Below are 25,153 nucleotides of genomic sequence, written 5' to 3' on the forward strand. Positions count from 1 at the left end.
GCACCCCCAGCACCCCCAGCACCCCCAGCACCCCCAGCACCCCCAGCACCCCCAGCACCCCCAGCACCCCCAGCACCCCCAGCACCCCCAGCACCAGCGGAACCCTCACCCGAAGCCGCGCCACCGACACCCGCGTACCCATCCCCCACAACCACCCCGCCGCCCCCCACACCCCCACCATCCCCCACCCACCCATACACATACCGCACCCCACCCACCAACCGCCCAACCCCCGCCACCTCATGCCGATGCAGCAAATGCAACAGCACCGCCCGCTCCTCCAGCTCCCCGCTCTGCCGGTCCGGCGGAAGAACCCCCGGTCCGAAACCCGCGAGAGCGACACGGCGGACGTCGAGGATCTTCGCCAGCGCCGCGAGCGGGTCACCGCCGGTCACCCACTGCACCCCGTCCGCATGAGCCGCGTCAGCCCCCTGGCAATCCTCGTCGGAGAGATACGCGAGGTGCGCGAAATCCCGCCGGAGTTCAGCGAGTTGAGGGTCCGTCAAGTCACCGTAGGCGTGCGCGACGAGATAGTGGTCCCACTCGCCGAGCCCCTCCGCGTAGGCACCCCCCAGGTCCACCCGGCCGTCCTCGGTCACGCCGATCCGGGCGTGCGGGTAATCCATGACCGACGGCTTCGGATGGTGCGTGCTCGCGAAGTTGTGGGCGAACCCGAGGGCGTGCCCGATCTCGTGGGCGGCCAGTTGCCGCATCCTGGCGAGCACCAACTCCTCTACGGCGGCGAGGAGTTCGGCTTCGTCGGGGCGGCCGTAGGGAGCGAGCAGGGCCTCCCCCAGAGCCCGTACCTGCTCGATCCGCTGGGAGCCGAGGCGGACGCGGGCGTGCAGGATCTCGCCGGTGCGCGGGTCGGTCAGGCCCTGGCCCAGGGACCAGCCACGGCCGGCACGGTGCACCCATACGACACCGTTCACGCCAGGCTCGTACGGATCGAACTCCGGCCCGCCCACCACGACTTGATAGACGTCAGGCAGCCCGATCCCGGCGAACGCGTCCCGCCACCAGTTGCCGCCCTCGACGACCGCCGACCGAAACGGCTCAGGAACGGCCGGATCGACCTGGAAGACGACAGCGGGCACCCCCTCCCCCACCGCGGACACCCCCTCCCCAACAACAGGCGCCCCTTCCCCGACGGCGCCCGCCCCCTCCCCCACCGCAGGCACCCCCTCCCCAGCAGCAGACACCCCCACCCGGAACCGCGGCTGAAACCTGACCTGCCGCCCGCCCAACCCATGATCCACGTACCCGACCCCATACCCCCCAGAAGCAGGGTGATAGCCCCGAGGCACAAGCGCAGGCTCAGGCAACGGCATCAAATTCACCTGCTGGACAACGCTCAGCACCCGCGAGTCCCCGGCGACCGCCCGAACAGCACCCCCGAGCCCCGGCCCGCTGAACGTCAGCATCGCCGGCAACCGCACCCCCCGCTCCGAAGAACTCGCGGCAAGCGGAAAACTCCGGCCGGCGTCAAGGACGTACGCGCCCTGTCCCCGCTCGGACAGATGCTCGGCGACGCGGTCGTGGTCGTAGAGCGCGAGCCCGCCGGCGTCGACGACCACCCGCCCGCCCTCTTCCCGCACCACGGGCCCGCTCCAGATGACGGACACGGCGAACGACTCCGCCCCCGCGCGGACGGCGGCCGGGTCCCCGCTGCTGAGGAAGTGCTTGTTGCGCAGCACGCACACCACCCGCGCCCCCGCCCGCCGGAACTCGGCCAGCCGCCCCTTCCCGGCCCGCCCCCGGTCCAGTTGGAGCTCACTCGACCCGACCCCCTGGGACAGTGAGACGGTCACCAGGAAGGGCACCCCGAACTCCCGCACACCGAGCAGCACCCGCCCCTCGGGATCGGGCAGGACTTCCACACCAAGACCCATCGCACAGCCCTCCACCAGGGATGATCGTCATATGCAGACGATCGTACTGATGTCGGACCCCAGGGTGACGACCATCCCTGTGACGGACTGCGGCGACCCCCTGGTGGACGTCCGCACCACCCTCCGGGTGGACCCCCGCAAGACCGACCCGACCGGCGCCTTCGCCCACCTCCGCGAGGGGGTCCTGACCCGCCTCCGCACCGCCCAGCACCACCTCCCCGACGGCCTGCGTCTCCTCTTCGTCGAGGGCTACCGCCCGCCCGCGCTCCAGCGCCGCTACTTCGAGGAGTACGCCGCCGAACTCCGCGCGGCCCACCCTGAGTGGCCGCCCGCGCAGCTCCACACCGCCGCGAGCCGGTACGTCTCCCCGCCGGACATCGCGCCGCACAGCGCGGGCGCCGCCGTCGACCTCACGCTCGCCGCCGCCGACGGCACCGAACTCGACATGGGCACCCGCATGAACGCCGGCCCCGAGGAGAGCGACGGCGCCTGCTACACCGACGCGCCCGGCATCAGCGCCACCGCACGGGCCAACCGGCGGCTGCTGACGGAGGCGATGGAGGCGGCCGGCTTCGTCAACTACCCGACGGAGTGGTGGCATTGGTCGTACGGCGACCGGTACTGGGCGATGGCCACCGGCGCGGACAGCGCGCTGTACGGGCCCGTCGGGGACGGCGTCTAGTGGAGCGGCCCCGTGCCGTCCAGGGGCTGCGGCGGCGGGAGTTGGGCGGCGGGCGGCTCGCCGTGTACGACGGGCGGGCCGACACCGGGTACGTCCTGCGGCCGGTCTGCGCCGCCGTGTTCCGCGCGGCCGACGGTGCGCGTACCGCCGCTCAACTCGCCCAGCTTTCCAGGGTTTCCGTCGGTGCCGTGCGGCACGCTCTCGCGGAACTCCACGCGCGCGGTCTGCTGACCGGGCCCCCTGCGGACAGCGCGCCGCCGCTCGTCGACACGCTCCTGCGGGTCCGCCAGCACAGCCGGGTCCCGGACATGCGCGAGATCGTCGACGTCGTGGACCACGCCCTCCAGAAGCTGGAACCGGACGCGATCGCCGCGCTGCGGGAGCTCGCGGAGGAGTCCGTCACGATCCCCCGGCGGATCTTCCAGTTCGCCCATGACCCGTCGGCCGCACCGGAGTTGTGCCGTGAAGCCATGGCCGGGGTACGGGAGTTCGCGCGGGAGCACGGGTACGCGTACGAGCTGCTGACGCTCGATGATCTGGAGCGGTTCGTGACACGCGAGGCGGACCCCGCACCCGGCGAACTCCCGCTACTTCTCCCGCACTTACCCCGCTGCCGACAGCTCGCCGACCTCTCCGACCTCCTCAGAAACGCCCTCCTCCACCGGCACGGCGGCTGGTGGTTCGACTGGGACCTGCACGTCGTGCACCCCGCGCGCCTCGACGAACTCCTCACCTCCTGCGCCGACTCCGGCTGGTCGAGCATCGTCGGTGACGACAACGTCGTGTGCACCGAGTTCCAGGGCGGCGCCCCGGGCAACCCGGTGAGCGGCGGGTTCCTGGAGTGGCTGGCGGTCCAGGACGGCCCCGCGCGGCATCCGCGGTTCTTCGCCGGGCCGCATGTGTTCAGTGCGTACCTGTCCGAACTCCCGCTGCTGGACCGGCGGTTGCGGCTGATCCCCACCGATCACGCGTTCCAGGCGCCGCTCTCCCTGGTGAAGCGGCTGAGCCTGGTGCCGTCCGAAGAGCGTCCGCAGCCGCTGTTCCATCACTACGTCCACGGGTGGGCGCGGCCGTTCGACCTGAAGGCGTGGCTGGACCGGCACGGCCTCAAACAGAGCGCCCTTGATCGAACGTGACCCCGAGCAGGATGGTCACTCGATGAGATGAACGGCGCGACCGAAATCCCCTATGTCCAGATTGTCAGACACGGAGGTTGGGCCGTCCGGGTGGAATGACTCCGCGCAGCACCGCGCCTGTCGCCCAGCACAGCGCCCGTCGCCGCGCAGCGCCCGTCGCCGAACCCACCCCCCGGAGAGCCCCATGAAGTTCGTCCCAGGATCCAAGACCGCCAAGCTCGCGGCCGTCGCGGTCAGCACGCTCTCCCTCACCAGCATCGTCGCCTCCGCGACCCCCGCGATGGCCCGGCCCCCGATCTGCGGCGAGAGCGACTGCCCCGAGCTGAAGCCGGTCAACATGGGCGCGACCCAGGGCACGCTGAACCTGACGTCGCTCCAGCTGGAGAACATCTCCGCCACCGTCACCGACGTGGTCACCGGCCGCCCCCTGGTGGGCGTGCTGGTGCGGTTCTACACGACCGGCGGCGGCCGGATGCTGGGCTCGGCGTACACCGGCTACACCGGCACGGCGGGCATCACCGCCTCGGAGAACTTCGGCCCGGGCACCGTCCAGGAACTCCTGAACGGCTACGACGCCGTCATGGTCGGCGACGGCGTGCACATCGCCAACTCGGCGCACGCGGCGATCACCGTCGGCACGGACTGCTCCACCGGCGCGCCGAGCGACCGCCGGCTCAAGTGCGACGTCGTCCCGGTCGACTGGAGCCGCTGACCGTGCGGCTCTTCCGCCGCTCCCGTACGACCGCCCCGGCCGGGAACGCCGGGGCCGTCGCCGCGGCCGGGGCGGTCAACGGGCACCAGGTCCTGGCGACGGTCGCGGCCCTGCCGATCAGCACCTGGCGCTATCTGTGGGAGCCCGAACAGGTCCGCCACCTCGGCCCGATGGCCCAGGACTGGCACGCGGCGTTCGACCTCGGCCACGAGAACACCCGCGTGATCCCCCTCGTCGACGCCAACGGCGTCACCCTGGTCTGCGTCCAGGCCCTCAACCGGCGCATCGACGAACTCACCGCCGAGGTACGGCAGTTGCGCGACCGCTACGAGAACCCGGAGCCCCCCGAGTGAACCCCGACCAGGCGGACGACACCGGACTCGCCGCCCTGCGCGAACTGGTCGCCGCCCCCGCCGACCGCTACCGCCAGCGCCCGGCCCCCGGCCCGCCCGCCCCGCCCCGCACACTGACCGTGGGCATGTCGACCTACGACGACTACGACGGCGTGTACTTCACCGTCAACAGCATGCTGCTCTACCACCCGGAGGTCATGGACCGGATCGACTTCCTGGTCGTCGACAACCACCCCACGGGCCCGCAGGCCTGGTCCCTGAAGCAGCTGGAGGAGGAGGTCCCGGGGCTGCGGTACGTGCCGTACGACCGCCGCGTGGGCACCGCCGCCCGCGACCGGGTCTTCCGCGAGGCCTCCTCCGACTGGGTGCTGTGCGTCGACTCCCACGTCCAGCTGCCGCCCGGCGCGCTGGCCGCGCTGCTGGAGCACATCGACGCGCACCCCGACAGCGGCGACCTGATCCAGGGGCCGCTGGTGTCCACCGACGGCAAGACCGTCTCCACGCACTGGGAACCCCGCTGGAGCCGGTTCATGTTCGGCACCTGGGCCACCGACCCGCGCGGGACCGACCCCGCCGCGCCGCCGTTCGAGATCGGCATGCAGGGCCTCGGCGTCTTCGCCTGCCGTACGAAGGCCTGGCCGGGCCTGAACCCCGCGTTCACCGGGCACGGCGGCGAGGAGGGGCATCTGCACGAGAAGTTCCGCCGGGCCGGGCACACCGTCCAGTGCCTGCCCGCGCTGCGCTGGACGCACCGCTTCACCGCCCCGGGCACCGGCCGGCCCCCGGTGGCCTGGCAGCAGCGGCTGCGCAACTACCTCATCGGCTTCGACGAACTCGGCCTGCCCGCCGACGACGCCCTCGGCCACTTCGGCGGACTGATCGGGGAGGACACCGTCCGGCAGGCGGTCGCCGAGTACGAGGCGGAGAAGCGCGACCCGTTCAGCTTCTTCGCCGGCATCACCTGCCTCAACCTCGACGAACGCCCGGACCGCTGGGAGGAGACGGAACGCCGGCTGGCGGCGATCGGCGTCCGCCCCGACCGCGTCCACCGGCAGAGCGCCGTCCCGACCCCCGGCAACCACCACGTAGGGTGCGCGCTCTCCCATCGCCAGGCCATCGAGCAGGCGCACCGCGACGGCCTCGACAGCCTCCTCGTCCTGGAGGACGACGTCCTCTTCCTGCACGGCACGACCTGGGTGCTGCGCCGCGCGCTGGCCGAACTCGACGGCAGGCCCTGGTCGTTGCTCCACCTCGGCGGCGCCGACTGGGGCCGCGCCTTCCCCCGCGCCGAGGGCTGCCACCACCTCGAGTCCGTCACCGGCGTCACCACCACCCACGCCATCGCCTACCACCACAGCGTCTTCGCCCAGCTGCTCGCCGAACTCCCCGACACCGTCGAGGACATGACCGACTGGATCGCACGGCACACGGCCATCGACCAGTACCTCGCCGGCTGGGACCGCCCCGACTGCTACCGGACGGTCCCGGTCGTCGCCGCCCAGAGCGACCAACTCCACCTGGCCGCGGCGGACTTGCGCGACCAGTTCGCCCGATGACCGCCCCCAGAGCCCGCCGCGCCGGCCTCCGCGTCAAGCCCCTCCCCGACGGCCGCCTCGCCCTCTACGACGAACTGGCCGGGCAGGGCCACCTGTTGGGCCCGCTCAGCGCCACCGTCTACCGCCTCGCGGACGGCACCCGCACCCGCACCGCCCTCCTCAGGACCGCCGCCCGCACCCACCCCGAGGCCGACGAGGTCACCGTCCACCTCGCCCTCACCGAACTCACCGCCACCGGCCTGCTCATGAACGCTCCCTGACCGCCCGCGCCCGCAGCTCCGGCACGACCAGCTCCACAAAGTCGGCGTCGGTGTCGACGTACTCCAAGGGCCGGTCCGGGCCCAGCTCCGACAGGTCCAGCCCGCTCCAGCCGCCGTACAGGGCGAGCGCGCCCTCGTAGGACGAATGGGCCGGCAGGTCCTCGTACTTGGCGCCCGCCTGGAAGATCACGGGGGTGCGCTGCGGCGACGGTTCGGAGAGGAAGACGCCGGGGACGTCGAAGTGCCGCCCCTTGTGGGCGATGTCGCGGATGCGGTCGGGGTGCGGGCCGGTTCGCAGGGCTGCTCGTAGGTCAGCGACACCGTCACCCCGAACCCCAGCCGCTCGGTGACCGCCGGCAGCGGACCGGAGCGCGGGAGCTGATAGGGCCACCCTTGAACCGCACCCGCCCGCCATCAGGACACCCGAGCCACCGCTCACCCCAACTCCCGCGTCCCGCACGACCGTTGCTACGGTTCCCCGGTGTCCGACTCCTCACGCGAAACCGCCGCAGGCGCCGGCTGGGGCGACGCCGCTCCCGGCGCCTACCAGCAGCTCATGCCGGCCGAGGTCGAGAAGATCTCCTGGCTGGACCCCCGCACCCTGTGGGCGGCCCGCAACGGAGTGGTCGCCTCCTGGCTCGGCGACCCCACCGGCCGCACCCGCGGCCGCTGGGTCGCGCAGCAGGAGAAGGCGGGCGCCCCCGCCGACAAAGTGATCCGGCGCGATGAGCCCGAGCGGTTCTCGTTCATGGTGATCGGCGACACCGGCGAGGGCGACGCGCCCCAATACGCGGTCGTACCAGGCTTCCTGAGGGCCAGTCAGAACACCAGCTTCGCCGTGGTCGCGAGCGACGTCATCTACCCGGTGGGCAGCGCCGACGACTACGACACCAAGTTCTTCCGCCCGTACGCGAGTTACCCGGCCCCGATCTACGCGATCCCGGGAAACCACGACTGGTACGAGGACTTGGGCGCCTTCATGCGCGTCTTCTGCGCCGACGCCCCACCCCTCCCGGCCGAGCCGAAGCCCCGCCCGCTCACCAAGTCCTGGCTGCGCGACCTCCTTTGGCACCGCCCACGCCCCGATGACGGCCAACGCCTCGACGAGGTCCGGCAGTTGAGGTCGGCCCCGGCCCAACAGGCCACCCAGCCCGGCCCGTACTGGGCGATCGACGCCGGCCCGATCCGCCTCATCGGCATAGACACCGGCCTGCTCGGCACCCTCGACGCCGAACAGGGCGCGTGGCTCAGGGAGGTCTCCCAGGCCCCGGGCCCGAAGATCCTCATCACCGGCTCACCCCTGTACGTCGACGGCGAGCACCACCCCTGTCCCATCGAGGGCGGCGGCACGGTGGACGACATCGTCAGCGACCCCGCGCACGACTACGTGGCCGCGATCGGCGGGGACATCCACAACTACCAGCGCTATCCGGTGCGGCGCGCGGACGGCCGGCTCCTCCAGTACGTCGTCTCGGGCGGCGGCGGTGCCTTCATGCACGCCACGCACACCATCCCCCGGGTCTCGGTCGGCGGTGTCACCGAGAAGGAGTTCCGCTGCTATCCGCTGCGCGGCGACTCCCTCGCGTTCTACGCGCGGCTGTACGGGCGGCGGCTGCGGCTGGCCCGGTTCTTCGCGCTGACCGAGGAGGAGGGGATGGCGGTGATCGCCGAGCGGCTGGGCATCGGGCCGACCCGGGGCGCGCGGGGGCCCGTACGGATCACCCGGCGGATGCGGTTCGTGGCCGCGCTCCTCGGGGTCGCCGGGCGCCCCGAGCGCCGTAAGCGGCTGCGGCTGCCGGTGCGGGAGATCTACACCTCGCTGTTCTCGCCTGGTTCGGTGTCGTACAGTCCGCCGTTCTTCAAGAACTTCCTGCGGGTCGACGTCACGCCGGAGTCGGTGCGGGTGCGCTGTTACGCGGCGACCGGGAACCGGGCGCAGGAGGTGGAGCCGCCGGTGGAGGACGAGTTCCTGATCCCGCTGGGCCGGAATGCCTGACGGGCGGCGGGGGTTCGGTAGGGGTATACGGCCGTACGCCTTGTGACTGTTGGAGAACGCCATGCCGTCCACCCCCTCCCGCCCGCTGCGCAAGCTGGGCTTTCTGACCATCGGCCTGTTCGACGGGGACGATCCGCGCCAGGGGCACGAGTCGACGCTGGAGATCATCGAGCTGGGCGAGCGGCTCGGTTTCGACAGCGCCTGGCTGCGCCACCGGCATCTCCAGTACGGCATCTCCTCGCCGGTCGCCGTCCTCGCCGCCGCCTCCCAGCGCACCAGCCGGATCGCCCTCGGCACGGCCGTCATCCCGCTCGGCTGGGAGAACCCGCTGCGCCTCGCCGAGGACCTCGCGACCGTCGACATCCTCTCCGGCGGACGCGTCAACCCGGGCGTGAGCGTGGGCCCGCCGATGCACTACGACCAGGTCAAGGACGCCCTCTACCCGGACACCGCCGACGCCGAGGACTTCAGTTACGAGCGGGTGCGGCGCCTCCTCGACCTCGTACGCGGCAAGTCCGCGAGCGACTTCAGCGGGGTCCAGGGTTTCGAAGTCTTCTCCGATCGCGTGCAGCCGCACTCCCCCGGGCTCGGCAAGCGGCTCTGGTACGGCGGCGGCAGCCTCTCCTCCGCCCGCTGGGCCGGTGAGCACGGCATGAACTTCCTGACCAGCAGCGTCGTCAGGGCGGAGGAGTCCGAGGACTTCGCCCAGGTGCAGCTCTCCCACATCCGCGCCTTCCGCGCCGCCCACCCCGACGGCGAGGCGGCGCGGGTCTCCCAGGGCCTGGTGGTCATCCCGACGGACTCGGCGAGTGCGGCGCAGCGCGCGAAGTACGAGGAGTACGCGGCCAAGCGGCTTCCCCGTACCGCGGCTCCCCAGGGCCCGGCCCGCATGATGTTCGCCCCGGACCTGGTGGGCACGTCGGAGGAGATCGCCGCCCGCCTGACCGCCCACGCGGCGTACCGGGAGGTGGACGAGGTGGCGTTCGCGCTCCCGTTCACCTTCGAGCACGAGGACTACGTCCAGATCCTGACGGACATGGCGACGAGGCTGGGACCGGCGCTGGGGTGGGAGCCGGGGCAGGAGTAAAGGGATTCACCACTCCCCCACCCCCGTCCCCACCACCCCCACCGACCCCCGTCCATCAACCCCCACCGGCACCTCCCCCGCCAGCATCACCCGATGCATGATCCGCTGGAACCCCAGCCCCGCGTTGTCGCTGGGCGCCAGGTGGATCGTCGCCCTGTTGTCCCAGAAGGCGACGCTCCCCGGCTCCCAGCGGAAGCGGACCGTGTACTCGGGGCGGACCGCCTGTTCCAGGAGCATGTCCAGCAGGGCCCGGCTCTCCGCGCGGGAGACGTCCTGGATCTGTTCGACGTAGTAGCCGTTGACGTACAGCACCCGCTCCCCACTCTCGGGATGGACGCGCACGAGGGGGTGCACGGAGGCGACCTGGTGGTCCAGCAGGTGCCGCAGGTAGGAGTCGTCGCCCGGCCGTGCCTGGTAGCCGACGCCCAGGCGGTGCTCGGCGCGCAGTCCGTCCACGAACTTCCGTACCGGCGCGGACAGTCCGGCGTACGCGGCGGCGAGGTTGGACCACTGGGTGTCGCCGCCGTAGGGCGGTACGGTCTCCGCGCGCAGGATGGTCGCGGCGGGCGGGTCGACGCGGGCGCCGTGGTCGCAGTGCCAGCCCCGCAGCAGGGTGTGCCGGCGCCGCTGGAGCCACTCCTCGTGCTCCATGCCGAACTTCCCGCCCAGTTCGAGCCGGTCGGCGGTCGTCTCGATCTCCGGGAAGCCGGCCGGCGAGGCGCTGCCCCGCTTGCGCGGCGCGACCGGTTCGCCGAACCGGCGGGCGAACGCGAGGTGCCCGGCGTGATCGAGGCGCTGGTCCCGGAAGAAGACCACCTTCCAGCGCAGCAGCGCCGCCCGGATCCTCGCGACCGTGGCGTCGTCCAGCTCCGCCGCGAGGTCGACCCCGTGGATCTCGGCGCCTATGTGCCCCGCGACCGGTGTGACGTCCATGTGCTCTCCCAAGATCGGTTGAGGGCTGTCTACCCGGAATCCGCCCCGCACGCCCGCGCCGTCCCTATCGTTGATCACGGTCCGCCCACGACGCCCCAGGAGGCTCCCCCATGCGTACGCGTACCGTCCTGACCACCGCCGTCGCCACGCTCTGCCTGAGCGGCACCGCCGCCCACGCCACTCCCCCGGGGCCCGGGGTGACGGGCCGGGTCCTCGCCCAGCGGACGGTCGACGGCACCGACTACATCCTGCGCGAACTCACCATCCCACCGGGCGAGTCGACGGGCTGGCACTACCACGACGGCATGGTCAGGGGCCTGATCGTGCGCGGCACCCTGCACCACTTCGACGCGACCTGCGGCTCCGACGGCGTGTACCAGGAGGGCGAGGTCATCCGGGAGCGCGCCGAGTACGTCCACATCGGCCGCAACCTGGGGGACGAGCCGCTGGTCATCCAGGCCCTGTACGCCCTGCCGCACGGAGCCCCGTTCGCCGAGGACGCCCCGAACCCCGGCTGCCCCTTCGAATAGAGCCCCCGCGCGCACAGAAGATCACAGCGTCTGCTCCGCCCAGATCGTCTTCCCCCGGTTCGTCTGCCGGCTCCCCCACCGCTGCGTCAGCTGCGCCACCAGCAGCAGCCCCCGTCCGCCCTCGTCGTAGGCGTGCGCCCGGCGCAGATGCGGTGAGGTGGAGCTGGCGTCGGAGACCTCGCAGATCAGGGTCCGGTCGCGGATCAGCCGCAGCTGGATGGGCGGTTCGCCGTAGCGGATGGCGTTGGTGACCAGTTCGCTCACCACCAGCTCGGTCACGAAGGACGCCTCTTCGAGCCCCCAGCGCGCGAGTTGCTCCATGGCGGCCTGCCGGGTGGCGGCGACGTGCGCGGGGTCGGGGGTGACGTCCCAGGTGGCGACCCGGTCCGCGCCGAGCGCGCGGGTGCGGGCGAGCAGGAGGGCGACGTCGTCGCCGGGCTCCTCGGGCAGGACGGCCTTGAGGATGGTGTCGCACAGGGCGTCGAGGGAGGCGGCGGGTGTGGCCAGCGCCGTGCACAGCTCGGCGCCGGCGAGGTCGACGTCCCGGTCGCGGTCCTCGATGAGCCCGTCGGTGTAGAGGGCGACGATCGCGCCCTCGGGCAGCTCGACCTCGGTGGCCTCGAAGGGGTGGCCGCCGACGCCGAGGGGCGGTCCCGGCGTCATCTCGACGAAGTGCGCGGTGCCGTCGGGCAGGACGACCGCGGGCGGCGGATGCCCGGCGGCGGCGAGGGCGAGCCGGCGGGCGACGGGGTCGTAGACGGCGTACAGGCAGGTCGCCCCGAGTTCGGCGACCTCTTCGGTGCCGTCGTCGGTGGCGAGGTGGGTGACGAGGTCGTCGAGGTGGGTGAGGAGTTCGTCGGGCGGCAGGTCGACGTCGGCGAGGGTGCGGACGGCGGTGCAGAGCCGGCCCATGGTCGCGGAGGAGGGGATGCCGTGGCCGACGACGTCGCCGACGACGAGGGCGACGCGGCTGCCGGAGAGCGGGATGACGTCGAACCAGTCGCCGCCGATCCCGGCCGTCGAACCGGAGGGCAGATAGCGGTGGGCGACCTCGACGGCGGCCTGTCCGGGCAGCTCGCGCGGCAGGAGGCTGCGCTGGAGGCTGAGCGCGGTGGCGCGTTCGCGGGCGAAGCGGCGGGCGTTGTCGACGCAGACGGCGGCCCGGCTGGCGAGTTCCTCGGCGAAGACGGCGTCGTCGGAGCCGAAGTCGTCGGGGTGGGTCATCCGGATGGCGACGGCGACCCCGAGGGTCGTGCCCCGGGCCCGCAGCGGTACCGCGAGCATGGAGTGGACGCCCTGCCGGGCGCCGCTGCTCGCCGGGGCGCGGGTGTCACGTTCGCGGACCCAGCGCACGAAGTCGGGTTCCCCGGCCTGGCTGAGCACGGCCCGCCCCTCGCGCAGGGCTTTCGCGGGCGGGCTGTAGGACGGGTAGCTGTCGCTCGCGCCGAGGTGGACGGCGGCTTCGGGGGTGCCGTCGGTGGCGGAGCCGTGGGCGACGCGGCGCAGCCGTACGTCGCCTTCGGGCCGGCGCGGGGGTTCGTCGGCGCCGAGGACCCAGTCGAAGAGGTCGACGCTGGCGAAGTCGGCGTACTGGGGGACGAGGAGTTCGACGACCTCTTCGGCGGTGCGGCCGACGTCGAGGGTGGTGCCGATGGCGGCGGCGGCCTCGTTGAGCAGGGCGAGCCGGCGGCGGGCCCAGTGCTGTTCGCTGCTGTCGAAGGCGGCGAGCGCGACGCCGGTCAGTGCGCCGCTGTCGTCGCGCACCGGCCACATCTCGATGTTCCAGGCGTGCTCGCGGTTGCCGGAGGGCTCGCCGGTGTAGCTCTCGTAGTGGAGGGGGCGGCCGGTGCGGGCGACCTCTTTGAGGTGCCAGTCGAAGCCGCGGCTGTGCTCGGCGTCCTCGACGGTCTCCGGAAAGGGCCGCCCGAGCAGGGTCTCCTCGCTGACGCCCATGACCTGGCAGGCGACGGTGTTGAGGCGCAGGTAGTGCTGGTCCATGTCGAAGACGGACATCGACATGGAGGCCTGCTGGAAGGCCCGGTCGCCGAGCGGGGACGCGGCGGCCGGGGGGACGAGGGTGACGGAGTACCCCTGTTTCTCGCCGTCGGCGCCGAGCAGGCGGCTGACCGAGAGGATGACGGGGACAGGGTGGCCGTCGCGGTGGCGCAGCAGGGCGGGTCCGCCGCGGGCGCCGGGCGGCAGGGGCTCGGCGAGCAGCTCGGCCGCCGCACGGCCCACCGCCTCCTCGGCCGTGCGCCCGGTCAGCACGCGGGCACCTTCGCTCCAGCCCGTCACGATGCCCCGGGCATCGATGACCGCCGCGGCGACGAGATGCTCCATGGGTCCCAGAATGCGGCTATTACGGCTTACGGGCAACAGTCATGACCCGCTGTGCGCGCGCAGGACCTCAAGAGCCCGGTCCGCGTGGGTGTTCATGCGCAGTTCGCTGCGGACGACCTCCAGCACGGTCCGGTCCTGCCCGATGACGAACGTGACGCGCTTGGTCGGCAGCGAGAACCCGCGCTTGACGCCGAACTTCTCCCGTACGGTGCCCTCGGGGTCGGAGAGCAGCGGCATGCCGAGGCTGTGGGTGCCGGCGAACTCCTTCTGCTTGTCGACGCCGTCCCCGCTGATGCCGACCGGGCGGGCGCCGGCCGCGGCGAACTCGGCGGCGAGGTCGCGGAAGTGGCACGCCTCGGCGGTGCAGCCGGGGGTGAGGGCGGCGGGGTAGAAGAAGAGGACGACGGGCCCGTCGGCGAGCAGTTCACTCAGCGAGCGGACGGTGCCGGTCTCGTCGGGCAGGGAGAAGTCGTCGACCGTGTCACCGGTCTCCAGGGCACGGCTCATGCTGTCTCTCCTCCGCGTACGGGCAAGTGGGGCGCGGGCGATGCTACTTGACCCCGGCGGACGGCCCGGAACCGCCCCGTCCGAAACCGCCCGCCCCTGGCCGAGCCGCCCCTTTTCAAGCCGCCCCCGGCGCCCCTGTCCGGGCCCCCTAAGAGCCGCCACCCCTCCCGTGCCGCCCCGGCGTCGTCCCGAACGCCTTGCGGAAGACGTCGATGAAGGCGCTGGCCGAGGACCAGCCGCAGCGGTGCGCGACGGCGGTCACCGGCTCGCCGTCGGCCAGCATCCGCAGCGCGTGGTGCAGCCGCGACTGCGTGCGCCACTGCGGGAAGGTCATCCCCAGCTCGGCCCGGAAGAGCCGGCTCAGCGTCCGTTCCCCGGCCCCGGTCGCGGCGCCCAGTTCGGCGAGGGTGCGCGGGTCGGCCGGGTCGGCGTGGACGAGGTCGCAGACGGCGGCCAGCCGGGGGTCGGCCGGGGTGGGCAGCAGCAGCGGCTGACGCGGCGAGGCGCGCAGCTGGTCGCGGAGCACGGCGAGGAGCCGGGCGCGCTCGGGTCCGGGGTCGAGGGGTTCGCGGGTGTAGGCGCGGATCAGCTCGCGCAGCAGCGGGCCGACGGCGAGGGCGGTCGGCCGGCTGAGGCCCAGCGGGTCGTCGGCGGCGGGCAGCCCGACGAGGTGCAGGTCGAGGGTGCCGTAGGCGCGGTGGGCGTGGACGACGCCGGCGGGGATCCACAGGGCGAGGGTGCCGGGGGTGAACCAGGTGCCGGCGTCGGTGGTGACGGCGAGGACGCCGGTGCCCGCGTAGACGATCTGGTGGTCGTCGTGCCGGTGCGCCTCGATGCGTTCCCCGGCGGCGAGGAACTGGGTCCGGGTCGGGGCCTGGCGGATGTTCGACACAAAGAGGCAGATTAACGGAAGCAAGACAGGTGCCCGGAGGGTGACGATCGCGGGGTGTCCACTTCTCGCACCATCACCTTGATGTCCCTGGGCCATGCCTGCGTCGACGTCTACCAGGGCGCCGTCGCCGCGCTGGTCCCCTTCCTCGTCGCCGAGCGGGGCTACGGCTACGCCGCCGCGTCCGGTGTGGTCCTGGCCGCCTCCCTGCTGTCCTCGGTCGCGCAGCCGCTGTTCGGGCTCCTCACCGACCGCTGGGCGCTGCCGTGGCTGCTGCCGCTGAGCACCCTCGCGGCGGGCGCCGGGGTCGCGGCGGTCGGGGCCGGCGACTCGTACGCGCTGACGCTCGCGGCGGTCGCCGTGTCCGGGGTGGGGGTCGCCGCCTACCATCCGGAGGCCGCGCGGGCGGCGCGCGCGGCGGCGGGCGGGAGCCATACGGCGATGGGCTGGTTCTCGCTGGGCGGCAACCTGGGGTTCGCCCTCGCCCCGCTGCTGGTCGCGGCGGTGGTCGCGCCCTGGGGTCTGCGGGCGTCGCCGCTGCTGGCGCTGCCGGCGGCGACCGGCGCGCTGCTGTGCCTGCTGGCGCGCGAGAAGGTGCCCGCGGCGAAGGCCGCCGCCCGCACCGGGGACGACGACTGGCCGGCGTTCCTGCGGCTGTCCGGCGCGGTGGTGTGCCGCTCGCTGGTCTTCGTGGGCCTGAGCACGTTCGTCGCGCTGTACGTCCGCGAGCGCACCGGCGGCGGCGAGACGGCGGGCGTCGCCGCGCTGTGCGTGCTGTACGCGGGCGGCGCGCTCGGCACGGTCACCGGCAGCCGCCTCGCGGAGCGGTACGGCAGGCTGGCGGTGGTCAGGGCGTCGTACGGGGTGACGCTGGTCGCGGTGGCCGGGGTGCTGCTGGTGCCGGGGCCCGGTCTGTACGTGTGCGTCGCGCTGGCGTCGGCCGGGCTGTACGTGCCGTTCTCGCTGCACATCACCCTCGGCCAGGACTGTCTGCCCGGCCGGGTGGGCACCGCGAGCGGGGTGACGCTGGGGCTCACGGTCAGTGTGGGCGGGCTCGCGGCCCCGGCGCTGGGCGCGCTGGCGGACGCGACGTCGCTGCGGACGGGGCTGCTGCCGCTGCTGGCGCCGCCGGTGGTGGCGTGGCTGCTGCTGCGGGGGGTGCGGGAGCCGGGCGCGCCCCGCCCGGCGCGGGTGTCTCAGGCGGTGGCCGGCTCGGGGTCCTCGTCGATGGAGTAGCTGAGGAAGTCGTCGACCATCCGGTGGAAGAGGACCGCGAGCTGGCCGAGTTCCTCGGGGGTCCACTCGGCCAGGGCGAGCTGCATGCCGCGCGCGCCCGCGTCCCGGATGCGGTCGATGGCCTGCCGTCCCGCGGGGGTGAGCTCGATGCGCTGGGCGCGGCCGTCGTCGGGGTCGGGGACGCGCGTGACGTGGCCGGACCGCTGGAGCTGCTGGACCGTCCGCGTCACGTGCGAGGCCTCGACGCCGAGCCGCTGGGCCAGTTCCCCCGGGCGCAGCGGGTCGGAGTCGGCGACCTGGCGCAGCAGTGCGACGGCGGCCCGGTCCAGGGGGACCCCGGCGAGGGTCATCAGCCGGTCGTGCTGCCGGGCGCGGGTGCTCAGATACGTGATCCGGGTGAGCGCCCGCTCGATCTCGATGACTTCCGGGGACGCTGCGGCGGGAACGCGTTCAGTCGGCATACGCGCCACTTTACCATATCGTTGCGTAACTCAATTAAGTTACGGCGGGTATTTCCTCAGCCTACTGCGTACGTATGACATCCGGTCCCAGGGGTTGACAATCCGTCCAGGCCTCACCCGCCGCGACGGCCTGCCGCCAGGGCCGCAGCGCCTTGGGCGGCACCCCGACGCCGAGCGCCCCGACGACCCGGTCCCCGGTGCGGTAGACGGCGACGAACCGCCCCTCGTCCAGATCGCCCTCCGCGACGCTCACCTCCTCGTGCCCGCGCAGATAGCCGAAGGCCTGGATCTTCATGTCGTACTGGTCGGACCAGAAGTACGGCACCGGCGCGAACGGCTTGCGCGCCTCGGGGTTCAGGAGGTTGCGGGCGGCGGCCATGCCCTGTTCGGCGGCGTTGGTGCGGTGCTCGATCCGCATGGGCACGCCGAAGAGCGGGTTGTACCAGCGGGCGACGTCCCCGGCGGCGTAGACGTCGCGCGCGGCCTCCAGGTAGGCGTCGCAGACCAGGCCGTCGCCGATGCCGAGGCCGCTGCCGGCCAGCCAGTCGGTGTTGGGCAGCGAGCCGATGGCGACCAGCACCTCGTCGGCCTCGACCAGCTCACCGCCGGCCAGCAGCACCCCGGCCTCGGTGACCCCGGTGACGGTGACGCCGGTGCGCAGCCGGACGCCGCGCTCCTCGTGGGCCCGCGACAGCACGCGCCCGACGGCCTCGCCGACCGCGTGCGCGAGAGGGACGGCCGCCGGTTCCAGCAGCGTGACCTCGCAGCCCAGCCGCCAGGCGACGGAGGCCGCCTCGGCGCCGAGGAACCCGGCACCGACCACCACGAGCCGCCGCCCGGCCCCCAGCCGCTCCCGCAGCGCGAGCGCGTCCTCCAGCGTGCGCAGCACGTGCGCGCGCTCCCCGGGCAGCGTCCGGGGCCGCACTCCGGTGGCGATGACCAGCCCGTCGTAGGGCAGGGCGCCGCCGTCGGCGAGTTCCACCTGGCGTTCGGTGACGTGCAGGCCGGTCGCGGCGACGCCCAGGCGCAGGTCGGCGCCGAGCGCGGCGAGGTCGTCGGGGGTGCGCAGCCGGACCCGGTCGGGCTGCCAGTCGGCGGCGAGGATCTGCTTGGACAGCGGCGGGCGGTCGTAGGGCGGGTGGGGTTCGTCCCCCACCACGGTCAGGGTGCCGTCGTAGCCCTCGCGGCGGAGGGTCTCGGCCGCCGCGAGTCCGGCGGCCGAGGCTCCGACGACGACGATGCGCCTCACGGCCTGACCAGTCGGATGGCGGCGGCGGGACAGATGGCGACGGCCTCGCGGACGTCGTCGAGCTGGTCCTCCGAGGCTTCCTCGGCGAGGAGGATCGCGATGCCGTCGTCGTCCTGGTCGAAGAAGTCCACCGCGGCCACGACGCACTGGCCGGAGGCGACGCACTTGTCGGCTTCGAGTTCGATCTTCATGTCAATTCCCGTTTCTCGCAAGGGGGTTGGGGGGTGTCACCAGGTGACGGGGAGGCTGTGGACGCCGTAGATGAAGGCGTCCTCCTTGAAGTGCACGTCCTCGAAGGGGACCGCCAGTTCCAGGGTGGGGATGCGGCGGTAGAGGGTGCTGTAGACGACCTGGAGCTCCATACGGGCCAGGGGCTGGCCGAGGCACTGGTGGACGCCGAAGCCGAAGGCGACGTGGCGGCGGGCGTCGCGGGTGAGGTCGAGGCGGTCGGGGTCGGCGAACACCTCGGGGTCGCGGTTGCCGATCTCGTTGACCATGATGACGCCCTCGCCGGCCTTGACGGTCCGCCCGGCGATCTCGATGTCCTCGGTGACGGCGCGGCGCCGGCCGAGGTGGGTGATGTGCAGGTAGCGCAGGAGCTCCTCGACGGCCCCGGCGACGAACTTGGGGTCGTCACTGGCGCGCAGCAGGGCGAGCTGGTCGGGGTGGTGCAGGAGGGCGGCGGTGCCCAGGGCGATCATGTTGGCGGTGGTCTCGTGGCCCGCGATGAGCAGCAGGAGGGCCATCTCGGTGGCCTGCCCGTGGTCGATCTCCCCGGCCGTGACGCGGCCGGCGATGCTGGAGATCAGGTCGTCGCGGGGGTCGGCGAGGCGGCGGCCGATCAGCTCGGCGAGGTAGCCGGCGACTTCCCGGCTGGCCGCGCCCCGCTCCTCGGGGGTGGCCGTGCGCCGGACCATGGTCTTGGTGTTCTCCTGGAAGAAGTCGTGATCGGCGTAGGGGACGCCGAGGAGTTCACAGATGACCAGGGAGGGGATCGGCAGGGCGAACGCGTCGACGAGGTCGACGGGCTTCGGTCCGGCGAGCAGTCCGTCGATCAGGTCGTCGACGATTTTCTGGACGGCCGGGCGCAGCGCCTCCATCTTCTTGACCGTGAACGGCGCGGTCACCATCCGGCGCAGCCGGGAGTGTTCCGGGTCGTCCATCATGATGAAGCTGAGCTTGCCGTCCCCGGCCGAGGGGCTCGCCTTGGTGGGGTAGCCGGCGGTGTCGGGGTCGGCGCTGACGCGGGGGTCGCCGAGCAGGGCGCGCTGGGCCTCGTACGTGGTGACCAGCCAGGGCTCGCTGCCGTCCCAGAGGCTGACCTTGACCAGCGGGCCCTGTTCGCGCAGCGCGCTGAGCGCGGGCGGCGGGTCGAAGGGGCAGCGGCCGGAGCGGGGCATCGGGAACTCGGGTGCGGGCACCGGGCCGGTGAGGGTGTCGGCCATGACTCTCCTCGTGGGGTAAGTGGGGGGTTCTGTGAGCACATGCAAACAGGGGCCCCTGACACCGACCGGTCAGTTTGCTGACAGAAACCTGACGTGACCCAGGTCATATACAAGGAGAAGGGAATCAGCTCTTCACAACCAACTCCCTTTCCTTACAGGCAAAGTGATGTTCAGTCAGCTTTCACAGTTCTTCCCCGTCCGCGCGCCCCAGCCAGTAGCCGAAGCCCCGGCGGGTATGCAGCAGCGGGGTGCCCTCTTCGTCGACTTTGCGTCTGAGACGGGACACCAGCTGCTCGATGGCGTTGCCGCAGCGGAACTCGCCCCAGACGTAACGGCTGATCTGCTCCTTGGACAGCACGCGGTGGGCGTTGACGAGGAAGTGGCGCAGCAGGCGGTACTCGGCGGGGGTGAGGTCGAGGAGGCGGCCGTCGCGGCGGGCGTGGCAGAGGCGGTCGTCCAGGACGAGGTCGCCGTAGCGCAGGACCGGTTCGCGCGGGCCGGGGGCCGCCGCGCGCAGGAGGACCGCCATCCGGGCCAGCACCTCGGCGATCCGGACCGGCTTGGTGACGTAGTCCTTCTCCCCCAGGTCCAGTTCGGGGAGGATCATCTCCAGCCGGTCCGGCGGGAGCAGGTACAGGACGGGCGGGCGGTAGGCGATGACCGGACGGTAGAGGGTCATGATGCCCGGCAGCGCGAGGTCCGCGACGATCAGGTCGAAGCGTTCCGCGCCGAGCCGGCCCAGCGCTTCGTTCAGGGTGGCACAGAGGGTGATCCGGTAGCCCGCCAACTCCAGGGTCGTACCGAGCAGTTCACCGATGTCGGGCTGGGCGACGGCGACCAGGACGCGCTGGCCGGAGCCGCGCGCGAGGGCCGGGGCGGCGGTGTCCGCGGCGTGGACGTCCACGCCGCCGCCCGGTGAACCCGCCGCTTTCGGGCCGTCCCGCTCGCCCGCTGCCGCGTTGCTGCTCATGACAACCCCCTTCCGGAGGCCCGCTCTGATTCCACGTCGCCCGGTGTGACCGGCGGTAAGAGGAACATGGGGACAACCCTACCGCGCCTAGTTGCCTGAGTTAATCAACTCATAGCTTGCTTGACTCAAGTAAGTCGAATATGTTTGCCTGACTCAAGCAACACCGAGGCCGGGGCCGTCCGAGCGGGGACGGCCCCAAGGCGCCGGACCCGTGGGGACGGGGGCCGGCGTGGCTCCGGACCCGGTCGACGGCACTCCCCCCAGCCGTCACCGGGTCCGGACCGAACTTTCCGCTCCCCCCTCGTGTCCGCCGACGGGCGTACCGCCGTCCCCCTCCCCCAGGACAGGAACTCCCCCCATGCGTGCGACCCTCCGCCAGGCCTGCCGTGCCTGTCTGCACCTGCTGCTGACCGCGGCCCTCGCCTTCGGGACGTACATCTTCGTCACCGTCCTGCTCCTCACCGCGACCGGTGTGCTCGCGGTGGTCGGCGTCTGGATGCTGCCGGAGGCGGTGCTGCTGATCCGGCGGCTGGCCGGGGCCAAGCGGAAGCTGACGGCGCGCTGGACCGGCCGGGAGATCCCGGAGGCGTACCGGGCGCTGGAGGGGACGCTCAAGGAGCGGCTGCGGATCGCGGTCAAGGACCCCGGGACCCGGCTGGACCTGCGCTGGCTGGGCGCGCACTACCTGTACGCGTGGCTGACGGTGCTGATGGTGCCGCTGGTGCCGGTGGGCCTGGCCGCCGACCTCCTGTGGTGCGGGGTGCTGCGGCGCCGGGCCCGCGTCCTGCCGCTGCTGACCGCGCTCGCGGACCTGGAGACCCGCTGGTCGACGGCGCTGCTGCGGCCCTCCCCCGAGGCGCTGCTCGCCGCGCGGGTCGAGGAGCTGACCGCGACCCGGGCCGACGCGGTCGCCGCGCACGGCGCCGAACTGCGCCGCATCGAACGGGACCTGCACGACGGCGCCCAGGCCCGGCTGGTCGCGCTGTCGATGCGGATCGGGCTCGCCCAGCGGGCCTACGAGGCCAACCCCGACACCGCCCGCAAACTCCTCGACGACGCGCTCGGCCAGGCCGAGGAGGCGCTGGCCGAACTGCGCCACGTGGTGCGCGGCATCCACCCGCCGATCCTCTCCGACCGGGGCCTGACCGGCGCCGTCCGCGCGCTCGCCGCGAGCAGCGGCCTGGCCGTCGAGGTCCACGAGGACGGCCTGGACGACGCCGTGCGCGCCCCCGCCGCCGTCGAGGCCGCCGCCTATTTCGTGATCGCCGAGTCGCTGACCAACGCGGCGAAGCACAGCGGCTGCGACCGCGCGGAGATACGGCTCGCGCGCACCCGGCGCGGACTGCGCATCGAGGTGCGCGACAGCGGCAAGGGCGGCGCGGACGAACACGACGGCTCGGGGCTGACCGGGATGCGGCGCCGGGTCGCGGCACTGGACGGGACGGTCACGCTGTCCAGCCCGGTGGGCGGACCGACGGTGGTGGAGGCGGAGCTGCCGTGCGTGTGGTGAACCGGCGGCCCGGGATCGTACAGACGGTGACCCGGCGGCCCAGAGGCATCCGCCCATGACCGGGCCGCTCGCGAGCACGCCCTGGCAGCGCTACGACGACGACCACGCGCGCACGATCGACACGATGACGTCCGTGCTGCTCTTCGCCGCGTTCCTCTTCGGCAGCGAGATGGCGATGCCGACCTCGCGGCAGCTCGACGAGATGTGGCCGACGCTCGGCTACGGCACCCTCGCCTGCACCACCCTCCTGTTCTGGCAGCGCACCCGCCCCCGGACGACCACGGCGGTCACCGCCGTCTGCGTCGCGGGCGCCGACGCCCTGGGCCATCTCCTGACCCCGCTGCTGCTGGGCCCGCTGATGCTCGCGCTGTACCGGCTCGGCGTGCTGACCGGGCGCGCCACGGTCCGCCGGTACTACCTCGCCGCGCTGGCGCTGATCATCCCGACGGCGCTCTTCCTCGACCCGTTCCCGCATCCCTGGCCCATGAAGGTCGTCAGCCCGGTCGCCTGGCTGCTGCTGCCGGTCGTGCTCAGCAACGCGGTGCGGCTGAGCGTCGCGTACGTGTCGGCGGTGCAGCAGCGGGCGGAGTTCGCCGAGCGCAGCCGGGAGTCGGAGGCTCGCCAGCGGGTCGTCGAGGAACGGGTGCGCATCGCGCGGGAGCTGCACGACGTCGTGGCGCACCACCTGGCGCTGGCCAACGCGCAGGCCGGCACGGCGGCCCACCTCGCGCGCACCCACCCCGACCGGGTCGCGGAGATCCTCGACGGCCTCACGGGCACGACCGCCTCGGCGCTGCGCGAGCTGAAGGCGACGGTGGGGCTGCTGCGCGAGGACGACGGCTCCGACGCGCCGCTGGCCCCCGCGCCGGGCCTGGACCGGCTGGCGGAGCTGACCTCGGCCTGCGCGGCGGCGGGGCTCGACGTCCAGGTCACCGTCGAGGGCACGCCCCGGCCGCTGACGCCGGGGGTGGACCTGACGGCGTTCCGGATCGTGCAGGAGGCGCTGACCAACGTCACCAAGCACGCCGGGGCGCGGGCGGCGCGCGTCCGGCTGCGCTACGGCCCGGACCACATCGCCCTCACCGTCAGCGACGACGGCCCCGGCGGCGGCGCCGCGCCCGAGCCGTCCGGCGCGCAGGGGTACGGGCTGATCGGCATGCGCGAGCGCGCGCGGTCGGTCGGCGGGGCGCTGCGCGCCGGGCACCGGCCGGAGGGCGGCTTCGAGGTGACGACCCGGCTGCCGCTGTACACCGACATCTCTCCCCCAGCACCCCCCACCCCCCAGGAACGGACCCCATGACCATCCGTGTGCTCCTCGCCGACGACCAGGCCCTGCTGCGGGCCACCTTCCGCATCCTCATCGACACCTGCGCCGACATGGAGGTGGTCGCCGAGGCCACGGACGGCGCCGAGGCGCGCGTACTGGCCCGCGAGCACCGCCCGGACGTCGTCCTGATGGACATCCGGATGCCCGGCACCGACGGCCTCGCCGCGACCTCCGCGATCTGCGCCGACCCCGATCTGGACGAGACGCGGGTGCTGATCCTGACGACGTTCGAGATCGACGAGTACGTGGCGAACGCGCTGCGCGCCGGGGCGAGCGGCTTCCTCGGCAAGGACGTCACCGCCGAGGCGCTCCTGGCCGGTATCCGCACGGTGGCGTGCGGGGAGTCGCTGCTGTCCCCGCAGGCGACGCGGGTGCTGATCGACCGGTTCCTGTCCGCGCCCGCCGAGGCGACCCGGCTGGCCGGACCCGCCGACCTCGCGGGTCTCACGGCGCGGGAGCGGGAGGTGATGGCGTGGGTCGCGGAGGGCTTCTCCAACGAGGAGGTCGCGGCGAAGCTGTACGTCAGCCCGCTGACCGTGCGCACGCATGTGCACCGGTCGATGACGAAGCTGGGGGCGCGGGACCGGGCGCAGCTGGTCGTGATGGCGTACCAGTCGGGGCTGGTCCGGCCGCCGGCCGTGCGGGGGGAGGGCGCCGCGGGGCGGTGAGCGCCGATTGTTCGGGCATGGTTCATTCTTGGTACGCCCTTGACTCTTGGCATGTACGCCTACGCCGCCCCGCCCAGGGCGCTGCCGCAGAACGCCGAGGCGGCCGAGCTGACGTGGTCAGCGCCGCCTCCGCCGTCCGCTTCGACGGCACCCACGCGAAGGTCGTCTACCACAAGGGCACCTGGCAGTACCCGCCCCTGGTCGGCTGGAACGGCTGCCCGGCGGGCCTGCGCGACCGCTTGAGCGCCTACGACTTCGGCAGCGCCGACTTCGGTCCGAAGGACGCGAACTTCGCCGCGCACCTCGCCAAGGCGAAGCCCTCGGGCATCGCGTTCGACCCGAACGCGTGAGCCAACTGCGCGCGGTCCTGGCCCTGTTGGCGGGCCCGCGCGCAACGCGGCGGCCCGGTACGGAGGCCCCCCGCGAAGGGGCTATCGTTGCCGCATGTCCACTCCCGAAGTGATCCGCATCGTCTCCCGCGACTCGCCGATGGCCCTCGCCCAGGTCGAGCGCGTCCGCGCCGAGCTGGCCGCCCTGTACCCCGGGGTACGCACCGAGGTCGTGCCGGTGAAGACGACCGGTGACAAGTGGATGGGCGACCTCGCGCAGGTCGAGGGCAAGGGCGCGTTCACCAAGGAGGTCGACGCGGCCCTGCTGGCCGGGCAGGCCGACCTCGCCGTGCACTGCGTCAAGGACGTGCCCGCCGACCGGCCGCTGCCCGCCGGCACCGTCTTCGCCGCGTTCCTCAAGCGCGACGACATCCGTGACGCGCTGGTCCACCCCGGCGGCCTGACCCTGGACGAGCTGCCCGCCGGCACCCGGATCGGCACCTCCTCGGTCCGCCGGGTCGCGCAGCTCGCGGCGACCCATCCGCATCTGGAGTGCGTGCCCTTCCGCGGCAACGCCAACCGGCGCCTGGAGAAGCTGTACGCGGGCGAGGCGGACGCGCTGCTGCTCGCGGTGAGCGGGCTGGAGCGGATCGGGCGCACGGACGTCATCAGCGAGGTGCTGTCGACCGAGGTGATGATGCCGCCGATCGGCGCGGGCATCCTGGCCCTCCAGTGCCGCGAGGGCGACGCCGGCCTGATCGACGCGGTCAGCGCGCTCGGCGACCCGGCGACCTACCGCGAGGCGACGGCGGAGCGGATGTTCCTGCACGTCCTCCAGGGCCACTGCAACAGCCCGATCGCGGGCTACGCCCAGGTCGACCGGGCCGGCGAACTCTCCCTGCGGGCCTGTGTGTTCACCGCCGACGGCAAGACCCGGCTGAACGCCCACGAGTGGGCGGGGCGGCTGGACCCGGCGACGCTCGGCACGTCGGTCGCGGTGGCGCTGCTGCGGCAGGGGGCGCGGGAGATCATCGACGGGATTCCGCACTGAGGGTGCGGGTGATGTGCTGAAGGGCGGCTCCTGA

General features: G+C 73.0%; 26 protein-coding genes. 15 read left to right on the forward strand and 11 right to left on the reverse strand.

Annotated features, from left to right (window positions below):
* On the reverse strand, positions 1-1,892 hold a 1,892-nt coding region (locus ACYUD3_RS19655; protein WP_470971587.1), incomplete at its 3' end, for a zinc-dependent metalloprotease.
* 31 nt (positions 1,893-1,923) lie between these two features.
* On the opposite strand from ACYUD3_RS19655, the gene ACYUD3_RS19660 reads away from it, so the two are divergent.
* The 6 genes from ACYUD3_RS19660 (at position 1,924) to ACYUD3_RS19685 (ending at position 6,591) form a co-directional block, all read left to right on the forward strand.
* The gene (locus tag ACYUD3_RS19660) at positions 1,924-2,574 is read left to right on the forward strand and encodes a M15 family metallopeptidase (protein WP_470971589.1); all 651 of its coding nucleotides are present in this window, start codon (positions 1,924-1,926) and stop codon (positions 2,572-2,574) included.
* The gene (locus ACYUD3_RS19665; protein ID WP_470971591.1) at positions 2,574-3,710 is read left to right on the forward strand and encodes a glycosyltransferase family 32 protein; all 1,137 of its coding nucleotides are present in this window, start codon (positions 2,574-2,576) and stop codon (positions 3,708-3,710) included. Before ACYUD3_RS19660 ends, ACYUD3_RS19665 begins: the two co-directional genes overlap by 1 nt.
* 184 nt (positions 3,711-3,894) lie before the next feature.
* Positions 3,895-4,422, forward strand: coding sequence for a hypothetical protein (locus tag ACYUD3_RS19670; RefSeq protein WP_470971593.1), 528 nt, complete (start codon positions 3,895-3,897; stop codon positions 4,420-4,422).
* Positions 4,423-4,424: 2 nt separating this feature from the next.
* Complete coding sequence (locus ACYUD3_RS19675; protein WP_470971596.1) at positions 4,425-4,775, forward strand: tail fiber domain-containing protein; 351 nt, start codon at positions 4,425-4,427, stop codon at positions 4,773-4,775.
* Entirely contained in the window at positions 4,772-6,331 is a 1,560-nt protein-coding gene (locus tag ACYUD3_RS19680; RefSeq protein WP_470971599.1) for a glycosyltransferase, read from the forward strand. Before ACYUD3_RS19675 ends, ACYUD3_RS19680 begins: the two co-directional genes overlap by 4 nt.
* The gene (locus ACYUD3_RS19685) at positions 6,328-6,591 is read left to right on the forward strand and encodes a hypothetical protein (RefSeq protein ID WP_470971601.1); all 264 of its coding nucleotides are present in this window, start codon (positions 6,328-6,330) and stop codon (positions 6,589-6,591) included. Before ACYUD3_RS19680 ends, ACYUD3_RS19685 begins: the two co-directional genes overlap by 4 nt.
* Here the strand turns inward: ACYUD3_RS19685 and ACYUD3_RS19690 are convergent.
* Positions 6,575-6,982, reverse strand: a complete 408-nt coding sequence (locus ACYUD3_RS19690; RefSeq protein ID WP_470971603.1) for a hypothetical protein — start codon at positions 6,980-6,982, stop codon at positions 6,575-6,577. The genes ACYUD3_RS19685 and ACYUD3_RS19690 overlap by 17 nt on opposite strands.
* Positions 6,983-7,072: 90 nt before the next feature.
* On the opposite strand from ACYUD3_RS19690, the gene ACYUD3_RS19695 reads away from it, so the two are divergent.
* Both ACYUD3_RS19695 and ACYUD3_RS19700 read left to right on the forward strand, forming a co-directional pair.
* Positions 7,073-8,587, forward strand: a complete 1,515-nt coding sequence (locus ACYUD3_RS19695; protein ID WP_470971606.1) for a metallophosphoesterase family protein — start codon at positions 7,073-7,075, stop codon at positions 8,585-8,587.
* Between the two features lie 61 nt (positions 8,588-8,648).
* On the forward strand, positions 8,649-9,674 hold the full coding sequence (locus ACYUD3_RS19700; RefSeq protein ID WP_470971608.1) for an LLM class flavin-dependent oxidoreductase: 1,026 nt from the start codon (positions 8,649-8,651) through the stop codon (positions 9,672-9,674).
* 6 nt (positions 9,675-9,680) lie between these two features.
* Here the strand turns inward: ACYUD3_RS19700 and ACYUD3_RS19705 are convergent, their stop codons facing one another.
* Positions 9,681-10,607 (reverse strand): TauD/TfdA dioxygenase family protein, encoded by a 927-nt coding sequence (locus ACYUD3_RS19705; RefSeq protein WP_470971611.1) that lies wholly within the window; start codon positions 10,605-10,607, stop codon positions 9,681-9,683.
* Between the two features lie 110 nt (positions 10,608-10,717).
* Here ACYUD3_RS19705 and ACYUD3_RS19710 point away from each other — a divergent pair, with 110 nt between their 5' ends.
* Positions 10,718-11,137 (forward strand): cupin domain-containing protein, encoded by a 420-nt coding sequence (locus ACYUD3_RS19710; protein WP_470971613.1) that lies wholly within the window; start codon positions 10,718-10,720, stop codon positions 11,135-11,137.
* A 21-nt stretch (positions 11,138-11,158) separates the two neighbouring features.
* Here ACYUD3_RS19710 and ACYUD3_RS19715 read toward each other — a convergent pair whose 3' ends face one another.
* From ACYUD3_RS19715 to ACYUD3_RS19725, 3 genes are all read right to left on the reverse strand, one after another.
* A complete protein-coding gene (locus ACYUD3_RS19715) occupies positions 11,159-13,477 on the reverse strand; it encodes an ATP-binding SpoIIE family protein phosphatase (RefSeq protein ID WP_470971616.1) in 2,319 nt (772 codons plus the stop codon).
* 39 nt (positions 13,478-13,516) lie between these two features.
* Complete coding sequence (locus ACYUD3_RS19720; protein WP_470971618.1) at positions 13,517-13,984, reverse strand: peroxiredoxin; 468 nt, start codon at positions 13,982-13,984, stop codon at positions 13,517-13,519.
* A gap of 148 nt (positions 13,985-14,132) precedes the next feature.
* Positions 14,133-14,876, reverse strand: a complete 744-nt coding sequence (locus tag ACYUD3_RS19725; protein ID WP_470971621.1) for a helix-turn-helix transcriptional regulator — start codon at positions 14,874-14,876, stop codon at positions 14,133-14,135.
* A gap of 81 nt (positions 14,877-14,957) precedes the next feature.
* Here ACYUD3_RS19725 and ACYUD3_RS19730 point away from each other — a divergent pair, with 81 nt between their 5' ends.
* Positions 14,958-16,109 (forward strand): MFS transporter, encoded by a 1,152-nt coding sequence (locus ACYUD3_RS19730; RefSeq protein ID WP_470971968.1) that lies wholly within the window; start codon positions 14,958-14,960, stop codon positions 16,107-16,109.
* Here ACYUD3_RS19730 and ACYUD3_RS19735 read toward each other — a convergent pair.
* The 5 genes from ACYUD3_RS19735 to ACYUD3_RS19755 form a co-directional block, all read right to left on the reverse strand.
* Complete coding sequence (locus tag ACYUD3_RS19735; protein WP_470971623.1) at positions 16,070-16,570, reverse strand: MarR family winged helix-turn-helix transcriptional regulator; 501 nt, start codon at positions 16,568-16,570, stop codon at positions 16,070-16,072. The two genes, ACYUD3_RS19730 and ACYUD3_RS19735, sit on opposite strands and share 40 nt — an antisense overlap.
* A gap of 61 nt (positions 16,571-16,631) precedes the next feature.
* A complete protein-coding gene (locus ACYUD3_RS19740) occupies positions 16,632-17,819 on the reverse strand; it encodes an NAD(P)/FAD-dependent oxidoreductase (RefSeq protein ID WP_470971626.1) in 1,188 nt (395 codons plus the stop codon).
* Positions 17,816-18,010: a ferredoxin gene (locus ACYUD3_RS19745; RefSeq protein WP_470971628.1), complete on the reverse strand. Its 195-nt coding sequence runs from the start codon at positions 18,008-18,010 to the stop codon at positions 17,816-17,818. The genes ACYUD3_RS19740 and ACYUD3_RS19745 overlap by 4 nt, the downstream gene beginning before the upstream one ends.
* Before the next feature lie 36 nt (positions 18,011-18,046).
* A complete protein-coding gene (locus tag ACYUD3_RS19750) occupies positions 18,047-19,264 on the reverse strand; it encodes a cytochrome P450 (RefSeq protein WP_470971630.1) in 1,218 nt (405 codons plus the stop codon).
* 181 nt (positions 19,265-19,445) lie between these two features.
* Complete coding sequence (locus ACYUD3_RS19755; RefSeq protein WP_470971633.1) at positions 19,446-20,234, reverse strand: response regulator transcription factor; 789 nt, start codon at positions 20,232-20,234, stop codon at positions 19,446-19,448.
* Positions 20,235-20,592: 358 nt separating this feature from the next.
* Between ACYUD3_RS19755 and ACYUD3_RS19760 the strand changes: the two genes are divergently transcribed.
* The 5 genes from ACYUD3_RS19760 (at position 20,593) to hemC (ending at position 25,119) form a co-directional block, all read left to right on the forward strand.
* Positions 20,593-21,744, forward strand: a complete 1,152-nt coding sequence (locus ACYUD3_RS19760) for a sensor histidine kinase (RefSeq protein ID WP_470971635.1) — start codon at positions 20,593-20,595, stop codon at positions 21,742-21,744.
* 55 nt (positions 21,745-21,799) lie between these two features.
* Positions 21,800-23,044 carry a sensor histidine kinase gene (locus ACYUD3_RS19765; RefSeq protein ID WP_470971638.1) on the forward strand — a complete coding sequence of 415 codons (1,245 nt, stop codon included), beginning with the start codon at positions 21,800-21,802 and terminating at the stop codon, positions 23,042-23,044.
* Complete coding sequence (locus tag ACYUD3_RS19770; RefSeq protein WP_470971640.1) at positions 23,041-23,739, forward strand: response regulator; 699 nt, start codon at positions 23,041-23,043, stop codon at positions 23,737-23,739. Before ACYUD3_RS19765 ends, ACYUD3_RS19770 begins: the two co-directional genes overlap by 4 nt.
* A 17-nt stretch (positions 23,740-23,756) precedes the next feature.
* Complete coding sequence (locus tag ACYUD3_RS19775) at positions 23,757-24,089, forward strand: NPP1 family protein (protein WP_470971642.1); 333 nt, start codon at positions 23,757-23,759, stop codon at positions 24,087-24,089.
* A 94-nt stretch (positions 24,090-24,183) separates the two neighbouring features.
* Entirely contained in the window at positions 24,184-25,119 is a 936-nt protein-coding gene (gene hemC, locus ACYUD3_RS19780; protein WP_470971645.1) for a hydroxymethylbilane synthase, read from the forward strand.
* The last annotated feature ends 34 nt before the right edge of the window (positions 25,120-25,153 follow it).

The sequence above is a fragment of the Streptomyces sp. AMJ-169 genome (genome assembly GCF_055597585.1).

Excerpts from the sequence above, each read along its gene's own strand:
- ACYUD3_RS19660 (WP_470971589.1), top strand. The coding sequence starts at position 1,924 with ATGCAGACGATCGTACTGATGTCGGACCCCAGGGTGACGACCATCCCT.
- ACYUD3_RS19670 (WP_470971593.1), top strand. The coding sequence starts at position 3,895 with ATGAAGTTCGTCCCAGGATCCAAGACCGCCAAGCTCGCGGCCGTCGCG.
- ACYUD3_RS19685 (WP_470971601.1), top strand. The coding sequence starts at position 6,328 with ATGACCGCCCCCAGAGCCCGCCGCGCCGGCCTCCGCGTCAAGCCCCTC.
- ACYUD3_RS19700 (WP_470971608.1), top strand. The coding sequence starts at position 8,649 with ATGCCGTCCACCCCCTCCCGCCCGCTGCGCAAGCTGGGCTTTCTGACC.
- ACYUD3_RS19705 (WP_470971611.1), bottom strand. The coding sequence starts at position 10,607 with ATGGACGTCACACCGGTCGCGGGGCACATAGGCGCCGAGATCCACGGG.
- ACYUD3_RS19710 (WP_470971613.1), top strand. The coding sequence starts at position 10,718 with ATGCGTACGCGTACCGTCCTGACCACCGCCGTCGCCACGCTCTGCCTG.
- ACYUD3_RS19715 (WP_470971616.1), bottom strand. The coding sequence starts at position 13,477 with ATGGAGCATCTCGTCGCCGCGGCGGTCATCGATGCCCGGGGCATCGTG.
- ACYUD3_RS19720 (WP_470971618.1), bottom strand. The coding sequence starts at position 13,984 with ATGAGCCGTGCCCTGGAGACCGGTGACACGGTCGACGACTTCTCCCTG.
- ACYUD3_RS19730 (WP_470971968.1), top strand. The coding sequence starts at position 14,958 with ATGTCCCTGGGCCATGCCTGCGTCGACGTCTACCAGGGCGCCGTCGCC.
- ACYUD3_RS19735 (WP_470971623.1), bottom strand. The coding sequence starts at position 16,570 with ATGCCGACTGAACGCGTTCCCGCCGCAGCGTCCCCGGAAGTCATCGAG.
- ACYUD3_RS19745 (WP_470971628.1), bottom strand. The coding sequence starts at position 18,010 with ATGAAGATCGAACTCGAAGCCGACAAGTGCGTCGCCTCCGGCCAGTGC.
- ACYUD3_RS19750 (WP_470971630.1), bottom strand. The coding sequence starts at position 19,264 with ATGGCCGACACCCTCACCGGCCCGGTGCCCGCACCCGAGTTCCCGATG.
- ACYUD3_RS19755 (WP_470971633.1), bottom strand. The coding sequence starts at position 20,234 with ATGAGCAGCAACGCGGCAGCGGGCGAGCGGGACGGCCCGAAAGCGGCG.
- ACYUD3_RS19760 (WP_470971635.1), top strand. The coding sequence starts at position 20,593 with ATGCGTGCGACCCTCCGCCAGGCCTGCCGTGCCTGTCTGCACCTGCTG.
- ACYUD3_RS19765 (WP_470971638.1), top strand. The coding sequence starts at position 21,800 with ATGACCGGGCCGCTCGCGAGCACGCCCTGGCAGCGCTACGACGACGAC.
- ACYUD3_RS19770 (WP_470971640.1), top strand. The coding sequence starts at position 23,041 with ATGACCATCCGTGTGCTCCTCGCCGACGACCAGGCCCTGCTGCGGGCC.
- ACYUD3_RS19775 (WP_470971642.1), top strand. The coding sequence starts at position 23,757 with ATGGTTCATTCTTGGTACGCCCTTGACTCTTGGCATGTACGCCTACGC.
- hemC (WP_470971645.1), top strand. The coding sequence starts at position 24,184 with ATGTCCACTCCCGAAGTGATCCGCATCGTCTCCCGCGACTCGCCGATG.